Annotated in this window: 19 protein-coding genes; 11 read left to right on the forward strand and 8 right to left on the reverse strand. The window is 66.6% G+C overall.

Annotated features, from left to right (window positions below; all coding sequences use genetic code 11):
• Positions 1-269 precede the first annotated feature (269 nt).
• The gene (locus R2676_RS22060; protein ID WP_206272573.1) at positions 270-1,637 is read right to left on the reverse strand and encodes a sensor domain-containing diguanylate cyclase; all 1,368 of its coding nucleotides are present in this window, start codon (positions 1,635-1,637) and stop codon (positions 270-272) included.
• Between the two features lie 250 nt (positions 1,638-1,887).
• Between R2676_RS22060 and R2676_RS22065 the strand changes: the two genes are divergently transcribed.
• On the forward strand, positions 1,888-2,487 hold the full coding sequence (locus R2676_RS22065; RefSeq protein ID WP_206272572.1) for an undecaprenyl-diphosphatase: 600 nt from the start codon (positions 1,888-1,890) through the stop codon (positions 2,485-2,487).
• Between the two features lie 7 nt (positions 2,488-2,494).
• Here R2676_RS22065 and R2676_RS22070 read toward each other — a convergent pair whose 3' ends face one another.
• On the reverse strand, positions 2,495-3,961 hold the full coding sequence (locus R2676_RS22070) for an MFS transporter (RefSeq protein WP_206272571.1): 1,467 nt from the start codon (positions 3,959-3,961) through the stop codon (positions 2,495-2,497).
• Positions 3,962-4,064: 103 nt separating this feature from the next.
• On the opposite strand from R2676_RS22070, the gene R2676_RS22075 reads away from it, so the two are divergent.
• The 4 genes from R2676_RS22075 to R2676_RS22090 all read left to right on the forward strand — a co-directional run bounded on the left by R2676_RS22075 (position 4,065) and on the right by R2676_RS22090 (position 7,138).
• A complete protein-coding gene (locus R2676_RS22075) occupies positions 4,065-4,673 on the forward strand; it encodes a TetR/AcrR family transcriptional regulator (RefSeq protein ID WP_027680474.1) in 609 nt (202 codons plus the stop codon).
• 131 nt (positions 4,674-4,804) lie between these two features.
• Positions 4,805-5,392 carry a hypothetical protein gene (locus R2676_RS22080; protein ID WP_206272570.1) on the forward strand — a complete coding sequence of 196 codons (588 nt, stop codon included), beginning with the start codon at positions 4,805-4,807 and terminating at the stop codon, positions 5,390-5,392.
• A gap of 17 nt (positions 5,393-5,409) precedes the next feature.
• Positions 5,410-6,336 (forward strand): S1C family serine protease, encoded by a 927-nt coding sequence (locus R2676_RS22085; RefSeq protein ID WP_206272569.1) that lies wholly within the window; start codon positions 5,410-5,412, stop codon positions 6,334-6,336.
• 103 nt (positions 6,337-6,439) lie between these two features.
• Entirely contained in the window at positions 6,440-7,138 is a 699-nt protein-coding gene (locus R2676_RS22090) for a response regulator (RefSeq protein WP_206272568.1), read from the forward strand.
• Between the two features lie 91 nt (positions 7,139-7,229).
• Here the strand turns inward: R2676_RS22090 and R2676_RS22095 are convergent, their stop codons facing one another.
• On the reverse strand, positions 7,230-7,718 hold the full coding sequence (locus tag R2676_RS22095) for a MarR family winged helix-turn-helix transcriptional regulator (protein ID WP_206272567.1): 489 nt from the start codon (positions 7,716-7,718) through the stop codon (positions 7,230-7,232).
• A 281-nt stretch (positions 7,719-7,999) separates the two neighbouring features.
• On the opposite strand from R2676_RS22095, the gene R2676_RS22100 reads away from it, so the two are divergent.
• From R2676_RS22100 to R2676_RS22115, 4 genes are all read left to right on the forward strand, one after another.
• A complete protein-coding gene (locus R2676_RS22100) occupies positions 8,000-8,788 on the forward strand; it encodes an SDR family NAD(P)-dependent oxidoreductase (protein ID WP_206272566.1) in 789 nt (262 codons plus the stop codon).
• Between the two features lie 197 nt (positions 8,789-8,985).
• A complete protein-coding gene (locus R2676_RS22105; RefSeq protein WP_206272565.1) occupies positions 8,986-9,213 on the forward strand; it encodes a hypothetical protein in 228 nt (75 codons plus the stop codon).
• A gap of 126 nt (positions 9,214-9,339) precedes the next feature.
• The gene (locus R2676_RS22110) at positions 9,340-12,096 is read left to right on the forward strand and encodes a polysaccharide deacetylase family protein (protein ID WP_206272564.1); all 2,757 of its coding nucleotides are present in this window, start codon (positions 9,340-9,342) and stop codon (positions 12,094-12,096) included.
• Positions 12,097-12,216: 120 nt separating this feature from the next.
• Positions 12,217-14,205: a methyl-accepting chemotaxis protein gene (locus R2676_RS22115; RefSeq protein ID WP_316857549.1), complete on the forward strand. Its 1,989-nt coding sequence runs from the start codon at positions 12,217-12,219 to the stop codon at positions 14,203-14,205.
• An 81-nt stretch (positions 14,206-14,286) separates the two neighbouring features.
• On the opposite strand, the gene R2676_RS22120 is transcribed toward R2676_RS22115, so the two are convergent.
• The 3 genes from R2676_RS22120 to R2676_RS22130 form a co-directional block, all read right to left on the reverse strand.
• Positions 14,287-15,099, reverse strand: a complete 813-nt coding sequence (locus R2676_RS22120) for a ferritin-like domain-containing protein (RefSeq protein WP_027680465.1) — start codon at positions 15,097-15,099, stop codon at positions 14,287-14,289.
• Between the two features lie 183 nt (positions 15,100-15,282).
• The gene (locus R2676_RS22125; protein WP_410482505.1) at positions 15,283-16,524 is read right to left on the reverse strand and encodes an MFS transporter; all 1,242 of its coding nucleotides are present in this window, start codon (positions 16,522-16,524) and stop codon (positions 15,283-15,285) included.
• A gap of 103 nt (positions 16,525-16,627) precedes the next feature.
• Positions 16,628-17,359 (reverse strand): Crp/Fnr family transcriptional regulator, encoded by a 732-nt coding sequence (locus R2676_RS22130; protein ID WP_147218958.1) that lies wholly within the window; start codon positions 17,357-17,359, stop codon positions 16,628-16,630.
• 128 nt (positions 17,360-17,487) lie between these two features.
• On the opposite strand from R2676_RS22130, the gene R2676_RS22135 reads away from it, so the two are divergent.
• Positions 17,488-18,117 (forward strand): HD domain-containing protein, encoded by a 630-nt coding sequence (locus tag R2676_RS22135; protein ID WP_206272561.1) that lies wholly within the window; start codon positions 17,488-17,490, stop codon positions 18,115-18,117.
• 9 nt (positions 18,118-18,126) lie between these two features.
• On the opposite strand, the gene R2676_RS22140 is transcribed toward R2676_RS22135, so the two are convergent.
• Both R2676_RS22140 and adhP read right to left on the reverse strand, forming a co-directional pair.
• Entirely contained in the window at positions 18,127-19,122 is a 996-nt protein-coding gene (locus tag R2676_RS22140; protein WP_206272560.1) for a 2-hydroxyacid dehydrogenase, read from the reverse strand.
• 59 nt (positions 19,123-19,181) lie between these two features.
• Positions 19,182-20,204 carry an alcohol dehydrogenase AdhP gene (gene adhP / locus R2676_RS22145; protein ID WP_206272559.1) on the reverse strand — a complete coding sequence of 341 codons (1,023 nt, stop codon included), beginning with the start codon at positions 20,202-20,204 and terminating at the stop codon, positions 19,182-19,184.
• Between the two features lie 147 nt (positions 20,205-20,351).
• Here adhP and sbcB point away from each other — a divergent pair, with 147 nt between their 5' ends.
• Positions 20,352-21,791, forward strand: coding sequence for an exodeoxyribonuclease I (gene sbcB, locus R2676_RS22150; RefSeq protein WP_206272558.1), 1,440 nt, complete (start codon positions 20,352-20,354; stop codon positions 21,789-21,791).
• Positions 21,792-21,797: the final 6 nt, after the last annotated feature.

The following is a 21,797-nucleotide window of genomic DNA, read 5'->3' on the forward strand; positions in this document are numbered from 1 at the left end:
CAGGTTGTCCACAGCACGGGAATAACTTGGGAGGTTGCCGAGAGGGTCGGGCGCGCTCTGCACGAGTCATCCACGCAACGGCACACGCTGTCCGAACGGTTGTGCAGTTCGCAAACCGTTGACGCGAAAGCGTTTTCCGCAGCTATCCACAGAAACGATCCACCGTTATCTACTACTACTATTTTTATATACAGAAGAAATAAAGAAGACAGCACAGACGGGCCGCGCGAACGCCCACGTGCCCGATCGTTCGATGTGCGTGACGTCTGCTACGTGAACGCACCGGGGGCAGGCTGTGCGGTCATCACCAGATTGCGGCCTGCCGCTTTGGCGCGGTACAGCGCGGCATCGGCGGTCTCGACCAGCGTATCGATGGAGAGGGCGCCGCTGCCCGGCACGGACGTGGCGCAGCCGGCGCTGACGGTCACGTAGCGCGACGGCGCAGTTGCCTCGATGCGAAGGCGCAGCACGGCTTCACGCGCGCGTTCCGCGAGCGCCATGGCGTCGTTTGCATCGGTTTCCGGCAGGACGACGACGAATTCCTCACCGCCGTAGCGGGCGATGAAATCTGCGGGGCGGCGCACCACACCGGCCAGTGCATGTGCCACGGCGGCGAGGCAGGCATCGCCCTTGAGGTGGCCGAAGGCGTCGTTGTAGCGCTTGAAGTGGTCGACATCGACCATCACCAGCGACAGCGGCTGTCCGCTGCGTTGGGCGGCGCCGAGCTGGCTGACGATCTGCTCGTTGAAGTAGGCGCGGTTGTACAGGCCCGTCAGCGCATCGCGCACGGACGCCTGCCGCAGTGAGACATGCGCCTCGAACAACCGCCGGTACAGCGCGGTCACTTCCCACACCAGCACGCACACCAGCACCCCGGGCGCGAACATGCTGAACAGGCGCGCCACGTACCAGCCCACGGTAAAGCGGTCGGTGCTCAGCAGGTTGAGCGTGGTGTCGGTCAGGCAGGCCAGCGCCGCAATGGCCAGCCACACGTCGAGCACCGCACGCAGCCGGCCGCTGGCCACCACAGTGAGCACGGCAATGGCGTTGATGGCCCACAGGACGACGGCGATGGGGTTGTCGCGATTGTCGGCATGCAGCGGTGGCGGGAGGTTGGTCAGCACGGCAAAGCTGCACAGCAGCACACCCACCACCACCGGCCCGCCGATCAGCAGCCACGCCCACAGGCTCACGTGGCCGGAGGCAATGGCATCGCTCGAGAACCGATCGCGCATGAGCACCGCCACGATCACGAACAACGGAAAGCCCCCGTGCCAGAACACCCACATCCAGCCTGCGCTGGTCGGGTGGGCGCCAAACAGGCCGGTGGGCGAGAACACGCCGGGGAACGTCAGCAACTGCAGCGCGACCGCCAGGGCGGTAAAGGCATAGGCACCACCCAGCGCACCGAGCATGGGCTGCCGCGTGACGGTGAACTGCGCGCCCAGCAGAAACGCGGCGATGCTGGCGGTGGTGAAGACCGTCAAGGCGCACATCGGCATGAAGGGGCTGATCGCCGGCCATTGCAGGCCCGCACGTGGCGCGGCCACGGCCAGCGTCAGCAGGATCAGCAGCGCGATCGCACCGGCAAACGTCGCCTGCCGGCGTGTGGCCCGCTGAATGAGAAAGCTGTCCATCCACCCCCCGGGGTTCGAGATTGTGCGTATCGGCCTGCTCGCGTGCCGTGCGCCTTTCATCATAGGCAGCGGCACGTGGTGCGGAAAGCCTAGGCAAGGATCGGGGGAAGGGGACATTGCTACGGCTGTCCTAAGTCGCCCGGCCTAGGCTTATCCACAGCCTCGTTCCAAGGAAATTGAAGGGAATCTTCCGTAGTGTGGGCGGGCGTCTCACCGTTGTCGGATCACCGGGCCCCTCGGCCGCTGCTGTATGGAATCACTCAATCACACGCTGTTTCTCTGGATCAACGCGCCGGCCGACGCTTCGGCCGCCACCGTCTGGCTGGCGATGGCCTTTGCCGAATACGCGATCTGGCTGGTGCCGCTCACGCTCGTGGCCGGCTGGCTGTGGGGCGAGCCCACCACGCGACGCCAGGCCTTGCAGACCGGCGTGGCGGCCGCGCTGGCGCTGTCGATCAACGTTGCGTTCGGGCTGGCGTGGTATCACCCCAGACCGTTTGCGATCGGCCTGGGCACCAATCTGCTGCCGCACGCACCGGATTCGTCGTTCCCCAGCGACCACCTGACCGCGCTGTGGACGGTGGCGTTCAGCCTGATGTGGAACGCACGCCTGCGGCCCGTGGGTGTGTTGCTGGCGCTGCTCGGCGTGCCGATGGCGTGGGCGCGCATCTACCTGGGCGTGCACTACCCGTTCGACATGCTGGGCGCGGCGGCCGTGTCGGCCCTGAGCGCCTGGCTGTGCAGCGGGCGCGTGGCGCATACGCTGTCGGAGCCGCTGCACCGGTTCGGGCTGGCCGTGCATGGCGTGCTGCTGGCGCCCTGCGTGCGGCGCGGCTGGGTGCGCAAGTAAGCGAGGCTCAGGCGTGACGGCGCCACGCGCGCCAGAACAGCACGAGCGACAGCACCGTCGCCCCCACGTTGTAGAGCGTGGCCAGCGCAAACGCGTGGCCGTAGTGCGCCGCGTGGGCGGCCGCGTCCGCCGCCACTGCGCCAGCCGCCCCATCGACCTGACCGAGCAGCGAGAACAGCAGCACGCCCACCACCGTCACGCCCACCGCGTTGCCGACGGCCTGCATGGTCGTGACCGTACCGGCGCCCATGCCGGCCTGGGCGGTTTCCACGCCGCTCAGGATGGTGTTGAGCGACAGCGGAATCACCATGCCTTGCCCAAAGCCGTTGAGCATCAGCGGCAGGATCAGCCAGAACGTGCCCGCGCCAAGCTGCGCCATGGTGGCCAGCACGACCATGCCCACGGCGAAGATGGCCACGCCGAGCAGCAACGCGCGCTGCCCGATGCGTTCAGCCAGGCGGGGCGCCGTCAGCGAGCCGGTAAAGAACGCCATGGCGGCCGGCGTGAACACCAGCCCCGCGGCCAACGCCGACAGGCCGCGCCCGAACTGCAGCAGGATCGTCAGCGCAAGGAAGTACGAGCTGATGGCCGTGTAGAACAGGAAGATCGCGAGCACGCCCAGCACAAAGCTGCGGTTGCGGAACAGCGCCATTTCGATGATCGGGACGCGGCCCGCCGCCGAGAGCGCCTGCTCCACCCGCACAAAGTGGCGGAACACCAGCAACGAGGCCAGCGGCACCACCCACGACCACCATGGCCAGCCGGATTCGCGGCCTTGCATGATCGGCACCAGCAGCATTGCCAGCGCCACCGCGCCGGCCACGGCCCCGTGCACGTCCAGCCGCGCAGCCACCGGCGCACGGGATTCGGCCACGAACGCCCGCGCCGCCAGCAGCGCGGCAATGCCGATCGGCACGTTCACCAGGAACACCGCGCGCCAGCCCGACACGTCGGCCGCCAGCGGATGCGCGATCAGCCAGCCGCCGATGATCTGCGAGACCGACGCCGCCACGCCCTGCACAGCGCCCATGGTGCCGAACGCGCGGCGCCGCGCATCGCCGTCAAACAGCACGCGCAGCGAAGCCATCACCTGCGGCATCAGGATGGCCGCGCCCAGGCCTTGGCCGACGCGCATGGCAATCAGCATCCAGGGCGTGGTTGCCAGCCCGCACAGCGCAGAGGCGAGCGTGAACAGCGCCATGCCCGCCAGAAACATGCGCTTGCGCCCGAACAGGTCGCCCAGGCGGGCGCCGTTGAGCAGGAACACCGCGTACGCCGCGCTGTAGCCGACCATCACGAGCTGGATTTCCGCAAAACTGGCGGGCAGGCCTGCGCGGATGTCCGGAATCGCCACATTGACGATGAACAGGTCGAGAATGGTGACGAAGTTGCCGGTCAGCAGCGCTGCCAGCGCCGGCCAGTGCCGTTTGGCGCGCGCGGCAACGCCGCCGGCAGAAAGGGATTCCGTTGACATGGGGGATCTCGGTTATTAATATACGGTCGTACGTATACTAGAGAGCGATGGGCCCACGTCAAGGGCCGATTGTGTTGACCCCACTCATCGATAGGGCATTGCCATGAACGAAACCGACGGCCGGCGCCAGCGTGGCGAACGTGCGCGCGCCCAGGTGCTCGAGCACGCCACCGCCATCGCTTCCACCGACGGGCTGGAGGGCCTCACCATCGGCCGCGTGGCCACGGATGCCGGCGTGGGCAAGGGCAATATCCAGGTGCTCTTCGGCGACAAGGAAACGCTGCAGCTCGCCACGCTCGACGCGGGCGTGGTGCATTACCGCGCGAAGGTGGTGGAGCCCGCGCTGGCGCTGGAAAGCCCGCTTGCCCGCCTGCGTGCGCTGACGGACGGCTGGTTCGACTACGTCGCCAGCGGGGCATCGCCGGGCGGCTGCTTTGTCTGTGCGGCCAGCTACGAATACCGCGCCCGGCCGGGCGCGATCCAGGACCGCGTGCGCGGGCATCGCGAATCGGTGCGCGCGCGGTTTCGCGAGACGATTACCGCGGCACAGGCCGCCGGAGAATTGCGCGCCGATGTCGACGTCGATCAGCTCGTCTTCGAGATCGAATCGTTTCGCTCCAACGCCAACGTGGCGTTTCTGATGGGCGACATGGCGGTGTTCGAGCGCGCGCGCCGCAGCACGCAGGCGCGCATCGACGCGGCGCTGGCCTGAGCGGACTCCCCAAGACGACGCGCGCGTGCAACGCCCGCACGTCGCGCCGGCGCTCCCCTCGCGCCACCTTTGGTTACACTTGTGCGCAAACGCACAAACACACCAAACACAAGAATCCCGGGGGAAAGGGTATGACGAGCCGAACGATCGCTGCGGCCATCGGAATCGGGGGCGCGCTGTGGCTGACCGGCTGCGCAGCGCCTTACACGGAGCCGCCTGCCGGCGCCAACACCGCCACGGTGGATTTCGTCCGCCCGCTGGCCAGCACCACCGCCACCATCCTCACGTTTGACGACGCAAAGCACTGCGGCAACCCGCGCACGGCGCTCAAGCCTGCTGACGCCACCCGGCCGATCCGCGTGTTGGCCGGTGTGCCGACCGCGCTGGGCGCAAGCTTCATCCGTACCTCGGGCACGCTCATCTACCGCTGCGGTGTGTCGGTGACGTTCGTGCCCCAGCCAGGCAAGCGGTACAAGATGACGGCCAGCTACCCGACCAACGCGCACGAGTGCCGCGCCGGCGTGGCGGAGTCCGACGACGGCCGGTCGTGGCACGCCATCAACGCCCGGTATCGCGCCTACCGCATCAACCCGTCTTGGGGCACCGGCAGCTGCCCCGACCTGACCGATGCAGACGTGGCCTTCATGCGTGACAAGACGCGCTCCGAAGACGGCTCCACCACGCTGAGCGACCTTTCCGATTTGCTGACACCGCAATGATCTGTCGCCCTGCTTTCATGATCCGCACGTTCGCGGCCGCTGCCGCGGTACTGGCCGCGTTGCCGGCGGCCGCGCTGGAGCCGGCCGAAGTGTTCGCCAAGGTCGCGCCCAGCATCTGGGAGGTGCGCGTGTCCAACGCCGACGGGCAGCCCACGGCTCTGGGCAGCGCCGTTGTGATCGGCGACGGACTGGCCGTGACCAACTGCCACGTGCTGCGCGGCGGCAAGCAGGTCACGCTCAAGCGCGGCAACGCCAGCTTTGGCGCCCGGCTGCTGTATCCCGATGTGCAGCGCGACCTCTGCCAGCTGCGCGTTGCCGATTTCCACTATCCCGCTGTCAGCATCGTCCCAAGCAGCATGCTGGTGACGGGGCAGAAGGTCTACGCGATCGGCAATCCGCTCGGGTTTGACCTGACGATCAGCGAGGGGTTGATCTCGTCGCTGCGGCATGACGACAACGGTGTGTTGACCGCGATCCAGACGTCGGCGGCGATCTCGCAAGGCTCCAGCGGCGGAGGCCTGTTCGACAGCAATGCGCGGTTGGTCGGTATCACGTCGCGCATGGTGTCCGCGGTCTACGGGCAGAACCTGAACTTTGCCGCGCCGGCCGAGTGGATCAACGATGTGCCGGCCCGTGCGCAGAAGGCGCTGGCCGAGCGCGCTGCTGCAGCGTCGGCGGTGTCGGTGAACACGGCTTCTGCCACGGCGGCGGCTGCCGCTGCGCCGCAGCCGCGCAAACGCGGTGAACTTGGGCCCAAATCCCAGGCCGGATTTGCAGAGTATTTGCAGAAGCCCTGGCCGAAGGTGTTCGTCGCGGCCGACGGCGACGTGTTCCGCTACGCGTGGGGGCAGAACGCCGAGTTCCGCGCGATGTCGTGGTGCCAGGAGCAGTATCGGAACTGTTCCGTCTACGCCCGAGACGACACCATCGTCGAGGCCAGGTGAGCACCGTCGCTGCGCGGGAATGCCATTAAGATGTCGGCCCCTGCGGCACCTTGGAGGCGCTTATGTGCTGCGAGCAAAACCCGTCGAATAGGAGCCTGCCCACATGAACTGGACCGCGACCCGGCCGATCCGCGTGATCGTGCTCGATGACCATGCGGTTGTCCGCCATGGTCTGGCTGCGCGCCTGAAACAGGAAGCCGACATCGAGGTTGCCGGCATGTTTGCCTCGGGCCGCGACATCGTGCGGGCGCTCAAGGACGCCACCGTCGAGGTGGACGTCCTGCTGATGGACTACTCGCTCGGACCGACCGAGATCGATGGGCTGAACCTGATCCGCCTGATTCGCGTGCGCTACCCGGACCTGAAGATTCTGGTGGCCTCGGCGCATCACAACAAGGCGACGGTGGGCATGGTCATGCATGCCGGCGCGCGGGGGTTTGTCGGCAAGGAAGAAGAACTGTCGGAACTGGTGCGCGCCATTCGCACCGTGGCCGCGGGCGGCAAGCGCCTGAATGCCACCCTGGCGGCCGAGATGGAGCACGATGCGCTTTCCGCCGATGCGCCTGCGCCCGCCGCCAACAGCACCAAGCTGTCGGCGCTGCTCGACCGCTCCGAACTCAGCCCGCGCGAGCGCGAAGTGCTGCGCTGCTGCCTGGACGGCATGTCGGTCACGGACATTGCCGAGAAATTTGCGCGCAGCATCAAGACGATCAGCTCGCAAAAGCAATCGGCCTATCGCAAGCTCGGCATCCGCACCGATACCGAGCTGTTCAAGATCAAGCACGAGCTGGAAGGGCAGTGAGCGCTGAACCGCGCCCGCGCCACGCCGTGCGCGTCCGCAACGCCGTCGGCCAGGACGGCACCGCCTGCCGAGCCGCGAACGCCTGAACCGCTCAGGCGTTATGCAGCACGCGCAGCAGCAGGTTCTCCAGCTGCTTGACCTCGGTCTGCGAAAACCCGCGCAGCAGGTGGTTCAGCACGTCGATGATCAGCGGCCGGATCTCCGGATACAGCGCACGACCCTGCTCGGTCAGCGAGACCACCACCGAGCGGCGATCCGCATCGCTGGGCGCGCGCTTGACGATGTTCTTCTTCTCGAGCCGATCGATCAGCCGCGTCATCGCGCCCGGATCGTAATGCAGCAGGCGCGAGAGTTCGGCCGGCGTGGTGGCCAGGTCTTCGGCCAGGTAGATGACGACCGTCCACTGCGCGGCAGTCAGGTCCAGCGAGGCCAGGGCGCTGTCGATGTGCGTCACCAACGCGTGTCGGACTCGATGCACGAGCCGACCGATATTGGTATCGCGGTCCATGGTGTCAAGCTGGTAGGCGCCTTCCGTGGTGCTCGGGTGGGCGGCCTCAGGTGTCTGTACGTCGATGCTCATGGTGGTGCTCCCCGTTCTGCCGGTCATCCGGCTTGTAAGGCACACCGCGTTCCCGTAACGCTGGCGTGCTTCATTGCACACTAATCGTCGCTTGCCCAGGCCGTCAAGCCGGGATCGACACCAACGCCGACCGTCAAATCTCGTTGGATACCGCTGCAAAACGATTGCGGCTGCCAAGGGGCGGGGTGGTTCGTATCATGGTTGAAACGTCGACGCCGTAAGCCACGCGCACCATGTGGCGTGGCGTGCTCGTCCTCCCCCATATTCCTTTTTTGAATGCCATGAACCTCCACCTTCAGAACAAGCTTGCTCTCGTGACCGGCTCAACCAAGGGCATCGGTCATGCCATCGCTGTAGCACTGGCCGCCGAAGGCGCCCGCGTGATCGTCAACGGCCGTACCCAAGCGTCCGTGGACGACGCGATTGCGCGCCTGCGCACCGAAGTGCCCGACGCCCAGGTCGAGGGCTTTGCCGGTGATCTGTCCAATGCGGGCCAGGTCGACGTGCTGCTCGGGCGCTTTCCCAAAGTCGATATCCTGATCAACAACCTGGGCATCTTCGACCCCAAGCCGTTCGAGGAGATCGACGATGCCGAGTGGCAGCACTTCTTCAACGTGAACGTGCTGAGCGGCGCGCGCCTGTCCCGCGCCTACCTGCCCGGCATGCGTGCGCAGAACTGGGGCCGCATCGTGTTCATCAGCAGCGAGAGCGGCGTGCAGATTCCGGTGGAAATGATCCACTACGGCGTCACGAAGACCGCGCTGCTAGGCCTCTCGCGTGGCCTGGCCGAACTGACCGCGGGCACGGCCATCACCGTGAATGCCGTGCTGCCGGGGCCGACGCGTTCCGAGGGCGTGGACGAGTTTGTCGAAAAGCTCTCCGGCGGCCAAAGCTTCGAAGTCTTCGAAAAGACCTTCTTCGAGACGGCGCGGCCGACTTCGCTCATCAAGCGTTTTGCCAGCACGCAGGAGGTGGCCAACCTGGTCGCCTATGTCGCGAGCCCGCTGTCTTCGGCCACCACGGGCGCCGCGCTGCGCGTGGACGGCGGCGTGGTGAAGTCGGCGTTCTAGAACGCCAGCCCTGACGAACGCACCATTCCGGCGCACGGCCCCGGCTTTTACGCTGGCCGTGCCGCTGGTGCATGCCGGCGGGACCAGCCGGCAGCGTGTCTGTTCACCCGTATCGTCAAGAACGCAGACCAGCCAGACCGAGCGTGTCCTCGCCCGTGCGTTGGCGGCATTCCTTCCACATCTTCGGAGTGATTGCCATGTCCAACTGCAAAGTCTACGGAACCAAACCGGATAACGGCCCGGGCCTGCTCGCGGCGCAAGCCGCACGCGATCGCGTCAACACGGCGCATGCCGCGTGGGCCGTCACGCTGGCCTACGACAGCGGCACGACAACTGCTGTCTACACCTCCGCAGCCGCCACTGCGGACAACCTGGAGAAGGCGTTCGAAGCGGAATTCCCGCAGTACACGGTGGTCGGCTACTGAGCCGTTGTCGTTTCCGTTAACCATTGCAAGGCGCAAGGCGTCGTGGGAGGCACGCCGGCTTCACACGCCTTGCAATCGGACGGCAGCCCGACACAATAGAGGCCGTACAGACTTTCGAGGACCGGGATGCAGGGCAGCTATAGGGCGGGCAACAGGTGGGCGCGGCGGTGTTCGGCGTGGCTGGGTGTCGTTGCGTTGACGTTGGGTGTGGCGACGAGTCGGGCACAGCAGCCGACGATGCAGGCCCCCCTTGATCCGCAGATCGCCTTCTACTACGGCCGCGATGTACCCGTCCCGGAACTGCAAGCCTTCGACTGGGTCGTGCTGGACCCGGCCACGGCGGCTGGTTTTGATCCGAAGCAGCCATCGCCCACGCTGTGGCTCGCCCGTGTAGACCTGACGCAGCAGGCCGATGCAATGCGCTCCAGTGCGTGGCCTGCCAATGTGATCGACCAGGTTTTTGCGCCGCTGCTCGCGCAAGGCTATGCAGGCTTCCTGCTGGATGGGCTGGACGCGCTTCAGCACAGTGCGCCCGATGCAGGCAACGGCATCGCGGCGCTGGCTCAGGCCTTGCATGCGCACGCGCCGCAGACCAAATTGCTGGCTGGCGGCACGGCGTGGCTCGAAACGCTCGCACCGCAATTGGCCGGCGTGGTGACGGCGGGGCTGGTGCGTGAGCGCTCCGGCAGCGAGGGTTTGCGGGATGTGCCCGATGCCGATCGCACTGCGCGGATCGCCACGCTGCGCAACATCGGCGCCCAGTACCACCTGCCTGCGGTGGCGCTCGATTACTGCGCCAACTACAACCGGGCCTGTCTGCGCGAGACCGCCAACGTGGCGCGCACTGCGGGCGTCAGCAGCTACGCGACCACACCGGGCGCCGACTTCATCGGCATCGGCCGCCTGGAGGTGATGCCGCGCCGCGTCCTGCTCGTCGAGCCGCAGGAGCCCGGCACGAGTACCAACACCGCTCCCTCGGTGCTCTATCTGGCCATGCCGATCAACTATCTCGGCTATCGCGTCGAATTTGCCGACGCCAACAAGCCGTTGCCGGCCGTCACGCCCGACCGCTATGCCGGCGTCGTTACCTGGTTCGACAGCATCGCTCCCCGGCCGGGCGCCTGGGCGTCGTGGCTTCGGCGGACGATGGGCGCCGGCGTGCGGGTGGCAATGTTCAACCAGTTCGGGCTGAACATGGATGCGCCCACGGCGCAGATGTTCGATCTGCAAGCCGTGCCGGGCACGCCGGCGGGGCCGCTTGCCGTGGTCTCGCGCGATCCGATCATGGGCTTCGAGTTGCAGCCCCATCCTGACCGGCGCATGGCCGTGGGGGTGAAGGTCGATTCCAGCGTGGCGGGGGCGCAGTCGCTGCTGCGGCTGTCGGCCGGCAGTTACGCCTACGACGCGGCGGCCATCATGCCGTGGGGCGGCTATGTGCTGCAGCCGTTTGGCGTGTTCCGCATGCCCGAGGTCGACCAGGCGCGCTGGGTGATTCAGCCGCTCGATTTTTTGCGCCGCGCGCTGCAGCTGCCGGCCATGCCCGTGCCCGACACCACGACGGAAAACGGCCGCAGGTTGATGACGGTGCATATCGACGGCGACGGATTTGCCTCCCGCACCGAATTCCCGCCGAGCGAGTTTTCCGGCCAGGCGCTGCTGCGCGAGATCCTGGACCGCTACAAGGTGCCGACCACCGTGTCGATCATCGAGGGTGAAGTGGCGGCCGATGGCGTGTACCCGAAGCTCACGCCGCAACTCGAGCCGATCGCGCGGACCCTCTTTGCGCAGCCCTACGTCGAACTGGCCAGCCACACCTTCTCGCACCCGTTCAACTGGCTGCGCACCACCAATCCGCCCGATCCGGCTTCCGCAATGGTCGAAGGCAGCGACACCGCCTTCTCGCTGCGGATTCCCAACTACCGTTTCAGTTTCGACCGCGAGATCGCAGGCTCCATCGAGTACATCAACACGAAGCTGGCGCCGCCAGGCAAGCGCGTGAAGGTGCTGCTGTGGAGCGGCAACGGCCAGGTGCCGCCGATTGCCGTGCAGAAGACGGTCGAAGCCGGTGTGCTGAACATGAACGGCGGCGACACCTACATCACGCGCTCCAACCCGAGCTGGACGGCCGTGGCGCCGCTTGGCGTGGACAAAGGCGATGGCCTGTTCCAGGTCTTTGCGCCCGACCAGAACGAGAACATCTACACCAACCTCTGGCATGGCCCGTATTACGGTTTCTCGCGGGCCATCGAAACGTTCGAACTGACCGACAAGCCTTATCGCTTCAAGCCGATCGGCATTTACTACCACATGTATTCGGGCACGAAGCTGGCTTCGCTTACCGCCTTGCGGCAGGTATACGATTGGGCAATCGCGCAGCCCGTCATGCCGATCTACGCGTCGGACTACATCCGCAAGGTGCTCGACTTCCGCGCCATCGCGGTTGCGCGTGACGGCGATGCCTGGGTTGTGCGCGGCAATGGCGACCTGCGCACCGTGCGCTGGTCCGGCCCCGGCGTGCCGCGTCTTGCGGATGCGCGCGATGTGGCGGGCTACGCCGCGGGTTCGGGCGGCACGTATATCCATCTGACCAGCGGCTCGGCGCGCTTTGCGCTCGACAACAGCGCCCCAACGCTGCCGTACGTGCGCGAGGCCAGCGGCCGCCTGTCGAACTGGCGGCGCAGCGCCGACGGCCGTTCCTTGTCAGTCGAAGTTGCCGGCTATACGCGGCCGTTCATCCGCTTCGCCAACGCCGCCCGCTGCCGCGCCACCGTGGACGGCCGCGATGTGGGCGCCGCGCGCGGGGCTGACTGGCGCATCGAACTCGGCGCCGGCAACCCCGCCAAGCTCACGCCTCAGCATGTCGAACTGACCTGCGACCGGTGACATCCCGCATTGAAGTCGCATGTCTTAATTAGCAGACAAAGCCTCTTGTAAAACGTTTGCGCTCAAGCTTTTGCGGGTCGATCCGTTGTTAACTCGACTGACGACCCCCAGGAAAAAAGTATGAGAGCGTCTGCGCCCCTGTCTGAAGTTTCACAATCGCCCACGAGCCTCGGTACCCGGCTGGCCGTGATTGGCTTGATCGCCCTGGTGGCGGTGTTCGGCATGTTTGCCCTGGCCAACTCGCAATCGAGCCTGCGCATGCTGGAAGCCAATACGCAGTCCGCCATGCACAACCAGGAGGCGGCCATGCGCGACATGATCAGCCCGTTCGACGGCACCATGCGCACCGAGGCCGACCGCTTCCTCACCGCCTTTGCCGACGCCGCGCCCGGCCCCTACAGCGTCGATCCGGCGCAGACCGTGGACGTGGCCGGCAAGCCGACGCCCACCTTCAAGAGCGGCGACACGGTGCTGAACCTCAACTTCACCGTGCCGGACAAGTTCTTCGCGCGCACCGGCGGCACGATCGCCACCGTGTTTGCCCGTACCGGCGACGATTTCGTACGCGTGACCACCTCGCTCAAGAAGGAAAACGGCGAACGCGCGATCGGCACGCTGCTCGACCGTGCCCACCCGAGCTACAAGGCGCTGATGGCCGGCGAGCCGTTCCGCGGCCTGGCGTGGCTGTTTGGCGTGCCCTACATGAGCAAGTACGAGCCCGTGCGCGACGCGTCGGGCAAGGTCATCGGCGCGCTGTACGTGGGTGTGGACGTGCGCTCGGAACTGGCGCTGCTCAAGGACAAGATCCGCTCGCACGGTATCGGCAAGACGGGCGGCTATTTCGTCATCGACGGCAAGCCCGGCGCAGACCAGGGCAAGGTGCTGATCGACCATGCGCAAGACCGCGAAGGCAAGAACCTGCTCGACGCCAAGGACGCCGGCGGCCAGGCTTGGGTGCGCGAGATGATCGCGCGCAAGGACGGCACGCTGCGTCATGCGCTGGCCGACACCGAAGGCGGCACCGCGCGCGAGCGTCTGACCGTCTTCACGCAATACCCGGATTGGCAGTTGCTGATTGCCGGTACGGCCTACGTGGACGAACTCAACGCCGATCTGGTGGCGGCCCGCAACCGCTTCCTGCTGCTGGGGCTGGCGCTCGGCGCGCTGCTGGCGGGCGGCTTGTACTGGATGCTGCGCCGCGCCGTGAGCACGCCGCTGGCCGAGGTGGTGAACGTCGCGCAGCGTGTGGCTGCCGGTGACCTCACGCACCGCCTGCCCACCACGCGCCGCGATGAGATCGGCCAGGTCATGCGTGCCGTCAACGGCGTCGGCGACGGCCTTTCGGGCATCGTCGACAAGGTGCGCGCCAGCGCCTCCACCATCGCCTCGAGCACCGGCCAGATCGCCGCCGGCAATGCCGATCTTTCCGCCCGCACCGAAGCGCAGGCCGGCAACCTGGAACGGACCGCATCGAGCATCGAGCAACTGGCCGCCACCGTGCGCCAGAACGCCGAGAGCGCCCACCATGCGCACGACATGGTGCAGTCCGCCAGCGAGGCGGCCAATGCCGGCGGCCAGACCGTCGAGCGGCTCGTCGGCACCATGTCGGGCATCCACGCCACCGCGCAGAAGATTGCCGACATCACCGGCATCATCGACGGCATCGCGTTCCAGACCAACATCCTCGCGCTGAACGCCGCCGTGGAAGCCGCCCGCGCCGGCGAACAGGGCCGGGGCTTTGCCGTCGTGGCCGGCGAGGTGCGCAGCCTCGCCCAGCGCAGTGCAGCTGCCGCCAAGGAGATCAAGGAATTGATCAGTCGCTCGGTCGAAGAAGTGCAGGCCGGTAACGAGGCCGCCCGCGGCGCCGGCGATGCCATGCAGGACATCGTGACGCGCGTGGAGCGCATCGCCGGCCTGATGGGCGAGATCAGCCACGCGTCGCGCGAGCAGTCGCAAGGCATCGAAGAGGTCAACCGCGCGGTCACGTCGATGGACGAGGTGACGCAGCAGAACGCCGCGCTGGTCGAGGAAGCGGCTGCTGCGGCCGAAAGCCTGCGCCAGCAAGCCCAGGAACTGCGCGGCGCGGTGGACGTGTTCCGGCTCGCCTGAAGCGGTTTGTGGTCGGCTGAATAAGAAAAACCCGGGCCGAAACCCGGGTTTTTTGTTGACGCCTGCGCCGGGCGCTGCGGCCTAGTGCAGGATCACGCGCCGCACCACGGCCACCAGAGGCGGCCGGATCGAGCGCTCGAACCCAGGACGCAGGCGCAGCGGCTTGAGCAGCATCTTGGCGGCCATGTCGAGCGGCAGGTACGAGCGCACCAGGGCGCTCACGCGCGAGTTCAGGGCGCGGACATCGGCTTCGGGCACATCTTCCTGGCCACGCTCGATGCGCAGCACATTGCGCAGGGCGATCATCGAATCTTCATTCTTGATTTCACGCAGGCGCGAGGCAAGCGCCTTGAGCACGCGCGCGCGGCCCACGCCCTCGCTTGCGTTGCACTCGTTGAAGAAACGCAGGAAGTGTTTGTAATGCCGGACTTCATCGGCCGAGATGCGGCTGGCGAGGTCACGCAGCACGGGTTCGTCGGCGTCGGCCGCGGCTTGGGCGATGGCGCGATAGAAGGTGGCCGTGCCCATTTCGACGACGCAGCGCGCGACCATTTCCAACGCCTGCGTGGGTTCGAACTGGTCGACCGAACACGTGACCGAGTATTCCTCGAAGAAGCGGGCGTAGCCGCGCTCCCAGTCGAACTCGGGCCAGACGGCTTCAACGTAGCGGCGCAACGCGCGGCCGTGCTGCAGCTCTTCGCGTTCCCAGTGGTGGGTCAGCCAGTGCGCGGTTTCCGGCCGATCGGCGTAGTACTGAGCGAGGTTGCCGGCGTAGAGGTCGGAGCCGCTCTCGACAAACGAGGCACTCGCAACCAGGTAGAACAGCGTGCGGTTTTCGCGCACGCGCGCAACGTCGATGCTGCCGTAGCTGATCTCTTGGATCGACCACGGCATGCGCTCGCTCGCAGATGACGTTTCCAGATGAACCTGTGACAAGGCGTTTCCTCCGTCGGCAATCTCGCAAAAAGCGGGCCGGTCATCCTATGAGAATGAAACATCACGTCCCATGTTTCAAGACAGATGTGCGCTTGCAAAGGTTCCGAAAAGCAATCTTGTGCCCACAAAGTGGCGAATGCGTCATGGCAATTGCGTCACGTCGGCACGCGACGCAGCCGCCGGGACGTGGCGTTTTTGCGCCTGGCGCAAGCCATAAGCGAAGGCCGCCAATGCGACAAGGGCGGCCCCAACCATTGCCCACTCGACGGCTGCATAACCACCGCTGGCCCGCCAGAGCAGGGCGCCCAGCCATGGCGCGCTGGCCTGCGCAAGCAGCACGGGCGTCATCATCAGGCCGTTGAGGGTGGCGTACTGATTGCGTGAAACCAGCTCCGGCATCGCAATCGCGCGGACCATCGTGTTGATGCCGTTCGCTGCACCATAGACCAGCGCAAACACGATCAGCAGCGGCCCGCTGGAGACTGCCAGCAAGACGAGCGCAACGGCCATAGCACCGTACGTCCAGGGTGCGATGCGCACGGGGTGTGCCGGGCGCGACCGCATCATGGCAAGCCGCCCGAGTACCTGGGCCGGGCCGATGAGCGCGGCGATCAGCAACTGGCGACTGGTCGGCACGCCTTTCTCCGTCAGCAGCGGAATCAGGTGCGCGCCAAGCACGGTGGCGATCAGGCTGGTGGCCACAAAGGCCAGCACCACCGCCCAGAACACCGGCAAGCGCAACACGATGCGCCACGCCGAGGCATGCACCGCTGCGGTCGGGGCGAGCGCTTCGGCAGGCGCGTGCATGGGCGGGCGTACACGCAGTCGCGCATGGATCGGTAGGCAGATCAGCACATGCGCCAACGCAAAGAACTGCAGCGTATGCCGCCAGCCGAGGTGTTCCACACCCCATTGCGCGAGCGGAATGCACAGCGTGCTGGAGAACCCCGCGATCAGCGTGAGGCCGATGATGGGACGCTGATACGCGTCGCCAAACGCTTGGCGAAGCACAACAAAGGCCGGGTCGTAGAGCGTGGTGGCCATCGCCAGGCCCATCGGCAGCCAGAGCAGCAGGAACGCCGTCTCGTTCGACACGAAGGACCACGCCAGTAGGCCGCTTGCTGCAAGCAAGGTGCCTCCGCCCATCACGCGGCGTGCGGGCCAGCGGTCGAGCGCGCGCCCGACCCAGAACGAGCAGAGCGCCCACACCAGCAGCCCGAGCGAAAACCCGCCCGCCAGAAACGGCCGCGCCCAGCCGAGCGCGTCGTGCATCGGCCCCAGAAATACGGTGAAGGTGAAGTACAGCGTGCCCCACGAAACCACTTGTGCCAGGCCCAGCAACAACACAAGGCGCCGGCCTTCGGGCGAGCCGGGCGGGAACATGGGGTTCATGGAGAGGGCAGCGGTGGGAGGGAGAGATCTGCGCGGCAAAAATCCATTCTATCGGCGCAGAGTGCGGGGCGCGTGCCCCTTGCGCGGGGCACACTCAGGCAGCGTGCCCGTCCATCAGCCTCCGCAAAGCCGCCGCATCGACGATCTCGACGGTTCGGTAGTGGCAGCGGATCCAGCCCGCGCGCTGCCATGCCTGCAGGTACTTCGAGATCGTCTGCCGCGAGCGCGCCAGCATGCGGCCCAGTTCTTCGTTGCTGGCGGCCACGGAGCGGCCATCGCCGGCGCGCGCGAGCTGCAGCAGTCGCTGGGCGAGGCGGGCATCGGCGGGCATTTCGCTGGCGTGCTCGAACTCGTCGAAGATCAGGCGGATGCGTTGGCAGAGCTGCTGCATCAGCGCCCACATGCCGGCCGGGTAGGCCGACACCACGCGCGCAAACGCCGCGCTGCCCAGCAGGACGAGCGTGGTCGGCCCCTGCGCATGGGCGCTGTGCGTGCGGCCGCCGCCGTCGATGAGCGCGATCTCGCCAAACCATTCGCCCGCCCGCAGCACCCCGTAGACGAGCTCGCTGCCGCCGTCGGTCGTTCGGCTGATGCGCACGCGGCCGCGCACGATCAGGAACATGCCCTGTGCGGGACCCCCGTGCGGGTGGATGCATTCGCCGTCGGGGTAGGTGATCAGGCGTGCGGTGGGCGCAATCTCGGCCAGCAGCTCGGCGGGGGCGTCGCGCAGCCAGCCCTGCGCAAGCTGTGCTGGCGTGGGCGCGGCGGCGGTGTGAGTGGCGTCTGCGGGCATGGCGGCAGGATGCGGCGAGGGCGGTCCGATCATTGTCAAACGCTTGACAGTCTGCATGCAAGCGCCGGGCAGAGAATGGCCCGCTAGCCGCGCAGCCAGCCACTCAAGAAATACGACGCGGCACCGACGCGACCATTCCGGCGACGAAGGAGACACCCCCAATGACCGATTCCCAACACACCGCTCCGCGCGCAACGTTTTCCCATATGGAGAACGGCACGCGCGAGGACTGGGCCGCCATCTCGGCCGAATTCATGCCCTATGCCCGCGCGCTGCCCGACCGGGTGCTCGCGCACCTGAAGCTGCTCGACGGCGATTGCGGCGGCTTCCCGATCGACCGTCTCGCGCATTCCCTGCAAACCGCCACGCTCGCCCACCGCGACGGGCGGGACGAGGAATACGTCGTGTGCGCGCTGTTGCACGACATTGGCGACACGCTGGGCAGCTTCAACCATCCGGACATCGCCGCGGCCATCCTCGAGCCGTTCGTGAGCCCGGAAAACCTGTGGATGGTCGAGAAGCACGGCATCTTCCAGGGCTACTACTTCTTCCACCATCTCGGACTCGACCGCAACCTGCGCGAGCAGTACCGCAACCAGCCGGAATTGTTCGAGCGCACCGCCGAGTTCTGCGCCAAATACGACGCCGCCGCCTTCATGCCCGACTACGACAACCTGCCGCTGTCGTTCTTCGAGCCGATGGTGCGGCGCGTGCTGGCCAAGCCACGCAACTCCATCTACGTGAAGGAAGGCGAGAGCGAACTGTCGCAGCCGAAAGCCGCGGCAGCGTGATGTGCCGGCCTAGGCCTTCACCACATTGACGGGCGCGCCGGCCGCCCACGCCGCCACGTTGGCGAGTGTGGTGTCGGCAATGCCCGCCAGCGCTTCGCGCGTGAAGAACGCCTGATGCGCGGTGACGATGACGTTGGGAAAGCTCAGCAGCCGCGCCAGCACGTCGTCCTGCAGCACGTCGGCGGAGCGGTCTTCGAAGAACAGATCGGCCTCTTCTTCGTAGACGTCGAGCCCAAGGTGGCCGAGCTGGCCGCTCTTGAGCGCGTCGATCAGGGCGGGGCTGTCGACCAGCCCGCCGCGGCTCGTGTTGATGAGCATGGCGCCCGGCTTCATGCTGGCGAGCGCGCTGGCGTCGATGAGGTGGTGTGTGCCGGCGTTGAGCGGGCAGTGCAGGCTGACGATATCGGCCTGCGCCAGCAATTCGGGCAGCGGCACGTAGCGCACGCCCAGCGCTGCCAGCGCCGCCTGCGGAAACGGATCGAATGCCAGCACGTGGCAGCCGAAACCCGCCATGATGCGCGCGAACACCTGGCCGATCTGCCCCGTGCCGACCACGCCGACGGTCTTGCCGGCCAGGTCGAAGCCCAGCAATCCGTCCAGCGAGAAATCGCCTTCGCGCGTGCGATTGCAGGCGCGGTGCAGCCGCCGGTTCAGCGTGAGGATCATGCCCACCGCGTGTTCGGCCACCGCGTGCGGCGAATACGCTGGCACGCGCACCACCGTCAAGGCCAGGCGCTGCGCGGCCGCCAGGTCGACATGGTTGAACCCAGCCGAGCGCAGCGCGATCAGCCGCGTGCCACCTGCAGCCAGCGCCTCCAGCACTTCCGCATCGAGGCAATCATTCACGAACGGGCATACCACTTCAAAGCCGGCTGCGAGGGATGCCGTCTGCGCGTCGAGGTGCGCGCGCTGGAAAACGAGGTCGAAGCCGTGGCCGCCACGCGCGAGTGAGGCGCGGAAGCTGTCTTCGTCGTAACGGTGGCTGCTGAAAAAGAGAATGCGCATGGCGGTGGGGCAAGCGGACGTGATGCCTGCAGCTTACTCGCACCGCCGGGTGCCGGCGCTCAGAGCGTCAGGACGATGCGGCCATCCACCTTGCCGGCCTTCAGATCGGCGAACACCTGGTTGATGTTGTCGAGCTTGTCGCGGTGAATGTGGGCGCGTACCAACCCCTCGGCGGCAAACTGCAGTGACTCCTGCAGATCACGCCGCGTGCCCACAATCGAGCCCCGCACGGTGATGCCGTTGAGCACCGTGGAAAAGATCGGCAGCGGAAAATCGCCCGGCGGCAGCCCGTTGAGCGAGATCGTCCCGCCGCGCCGCACCATGCCCAACGCTTGAGCAAAGGCGCTGCGGGACACCGCCGTCACCAGCACGCCGTGCACACCGCCGATCTCTTTCTGGATCACGGCCGCCGGGTCTTGCTGCGAGGCATCGACGGCGAGCTTGGCCCCCAGCTCGCGTGCCAGCGCCAGCTTGTCGGGCGCGACGTCGACGGCCACCACGTGCAGGCCCATCGCGATCGCGTATTGCACCGCCACGTGTCCCAGCCCGCCAATGCCGGAAATGGCAATCCACTGGCCGGGCCGCGTATCCGTCATGCGGATGCCCTTGTAGACCGTCACGCCCGCGCAGAGGATCGGTGCGATCTCTTCGAAGCTGACCTGCGCGGGCAGGTGGCCGACGTAGTTCGGGTCGGCCAGTACGTATTCGGCATAGCCGCCGTTGACGGAGTAGCCAGTGTTCTGCTGCTCGTGGCAGAGGGTTTCCCAGCCACTCAGGCAGTGCTCGCAGTGGCCGCAGGCGGTGTAGAGCCAGGGCACACCCACGCGGTCGCCTTCCTTGACGGCGGTTACGCCTTCGCCCAAGGCTGCCACATAACCCACCCCTTTGTGCCCGGGGATGAACGGCAGGCTGGGCTTGACGGGCCAGTCGCCCTCGGCGGCGTGCAAGTCTGTATGGCAGACGCCCGAGGCCGCGATCTTGACAAGAATCTGCCCGCGCCCAGGTGTGGGAACCGGCACTTCCTCAATGCGCAAGGGTTCGCCAAACGCATGGACTACCGCGGCTTTCATCGACTGGGCCATGAGACATCTCCGGGTTGGGGGAGATACCAGTCTGGTCGACGCCTGCCCGATGCGGGTTGATGTGAGTCAACCGCCAAGGAGGGCGAGCGGGATGGGCAACACTGTTAACATGCCGGCATCTTCAGTGTTTTCCAGCGAGCCGCTGCCTTGCCCGTCACTCCCACCTTTCTCTGGCACGACTACGAAACGTTCGGCGCCGTGCCGCGCCGTGATCGCCCCGCGCAGTTTGCCGGCATCCGCACCGATGCCGAGCTGAACGAGATCGGCGAGCCGGTCGAACTGTTCTGCCAGCCGTCCAACGACTGGCTGCCCGATCCGGTGTCGTGCCTCATCACCGGCATCACGCCGCAGCAATGCGCCCGGCAAGGCATTCCGGAATACCGTTTCGCCCAGGCGATCGAGCGCGAACTCGGCACGCCCGGCACCATCGGCGTCGGCTACAACACCATCCGTTTCGACGATGAGGTGACGCGTCACCTGTTCTGGCGCAACCTGATCGACCCGTACGCGCGCGAGTGGCAGAACGAGTGCGGACGCTGGGATCTGCTCGATGTGGTCCGCACGACGTGGGCCCTGCGCCCGGAAGGCATTCAATGGCCGACCCACGAAGACGGCCGGCCGAGTTTCAAGCTGGAGCATCTGTCCAAGGCCAACGGCCTGGTGCACGAGGCGGCGCACGATGCGGTGTCCGACGTGCGCGCGACGATTGCGCTGGCGCGCCTGATTCGCAATGCGCAGCCGCGCCTGTTCGATTTCTGCTTGGCGCTGCGCAAGAAAGACCGCGTGGTGGCCGAGATTGGCGATGCGCCGCGGCCGTTGCTGCACATCTCCGGCATGTACGGCGTGGAGCGCGGCTGCATGGCCGTGGTGTGGCCGCTGGGTGGGCATCCGACCAACAAGAACGAACTGATCGTCTGGGATCTGGCGTTCGACCCGTCCGAGCTGTTCCATATGGATGTGGCGACGATCCGCGAGCGCATGTTCACGCGCACGGCCGATCTGGCCGAAGGCACCACGCGGCTGCCGATCAAGTCGATTCACATCAACAAGTCGCCCATCGTCATCAGCAACATGAAGACGCTGCAGCCCGCGCAGGCAGAACGCTGGGGCATCGACTTCGCCACGATCGAACGCCACGCCGCCATCGCGCAAGCCGCGCCCGACATGCGCGAAACCTGGCGTCAGGTGTACGCCCGCGAACTGGAGCCGATCGAAGACGTCGACCAGAACCTCTACGGCGGATTCGTCGGCAACGACGACCGCCGCCTGCTCAACGAGCTGCGCACGCTCAGCGGCGAACAGCTCGCGCGCCTGCATGCGGAGTTTGCCGACGCGCGCCTGCCCGAACTGCTGTTCCATTACCGCGCACGCAACTTCCCCGACACGCTCAACGAAGAGGAATACGAGCAGTGGGAGCAGTTGCGCGCCGAGCGGCTGTTCGAAGGCCGTGACGGCTACATGACCTTCGAAATGTTCGGCGAGCGGCTTCAACAGCTGGGCGCGGAAGCGGCAGAGAACGGCGACACGCGTGCGCAGGGCATCCTGCAGGATCTGTACGACTACGCGCAGCAGATCGTGCCGGGCTGACGAAGC

This window comes from Ralstonia flatus, assembly GCF_958439105.1.
In the GTDB taxonomy this organism is placed as follows: Bacteria; Pseudomonadota; Gammaproteobacteria; order Burkholderiales; family Burkholderiaceae; genus Ralstonia; species Ralstonia flatus.

Coding starts and splice junctions, on each gene's coding strand:
- R2676_RS22065 (WP_206272572.1), top strand. CDS start 1,888: ATGGAATCACTCAATCACACGCTGTTTCTCTGGATCAACGCGCCGGCC.
- R2676_RS22130 (WP_147218958.1), bottom strand. CDS start 17,359: ATGATCGGACCGCCCTCGCCGCATCCTGCCGCCATGCCCGCAGACGCC.
- R2676_RS22095 (WP_206272567.1), bottom strand. CDS start 7,718: ATGAGCATCGACGTACAGACACCTGAGGCCGCCCACCCGAGCACCACG.
- R2676_RS22100 (WP_206272566.1), top strand. CDS start 8,000: ATGAACCTCCACCTTCAGAACAAGCTTGCTCTCGTGACCGGCTCAACC.
- R2676_RS22085 (WP_206272569.1), top strand. CDS start 5,410: ATGATCCGCACGTTCGCGGCCGCTGCCGCGGTACTGGCCGCGTTGCCG.
- adhP (WP_206272559.1), bottom strand. CDS start 20,204: ATGGCCCAGTCGATGAAAGCCGCGGTAGTCCATGCGTTTGGCGAACCC.
- R2676_RS22140 (WP_206272560.1), bottom strand. CDS start 19,122: ATGCGCATTCTCTTTTTCAGCAGCCACCGTTACGACGAAGACAGCTTC.
- R2676_RS22080 (WP_206272570.1), top strand. CDS start 4,805: ATGACGAGCCGAACGATCGCTGCGGCCATCGGAATCGGGGGCGCGCTG.
- R2676_RS22115 (WP_316857549.1), top strand. CDS start 12,217: ATGAGAGCGTCTGCGCCCCTGTCTGAAGTTTCACAATCGCCCACGAGC.
- R2676_RS22135 (WP_206272561.1), top strand. CDS start 17,488: ATGACCGATTCCCAACACACCGCTCCGCGCGCAACGTTTTCCCATATG.
- R2676_RS22075 (WP_027680474.1), top strand. CDS start 4,065: ATGAACGAAACCGACGGCCGGCGCCAGCGTGGCGAACGTGCGCGCGCC.
- R2676_RS22125 (WP_410482505.1), bottom strand. CDS start 16,524: ATGTTCCCGCCCGGCTCGCCCGAAGGCCGGCGCCTTGTGTTGTTGCTG.
- R2676_RS22110 (WP_206272564.1), top strand. CDS start 9,340: ATGCAGGGCAGCTATAGGGCGGGCAACAGGTGGGCGCGGCGGTGTTCG.
- R2676_RS22120 (WP_027680465.1), bottom strand. CDS start 15,099: ATGCCGTGGTCGATCCAAGAGATCAGCTACGGCAGCATCGACGTTGCG.
- R2676_RS22105 (WP_206272565.1), top strand. CDS start 8,986: ATGTCCAACTGCAAAGTCTACGGAACCAAACCGGATAACGGCCCGGGC.
- R2676_RS22070 (WP_206272571.1), bottom strand. CDS start 3,961: ATGTCAACGGAATCCCTTTCTGCCGGCGGCGTTGCCGCGCGCGCCAAA.
- R2676_RS22090 (WP_206272568.1), top strand. CDS start 6,440: ATGAACTGGACCGCGACCCGGCCGATCCGCGTGATCGTGCTCGATGAC.
- R2676_RS22060 (WP_206272573.1), bottom strand. CDS start 1,637: ATGGACAGCTTTCTCATTCAGCGGGCCACACGCCGGCAGGCGACGTTT.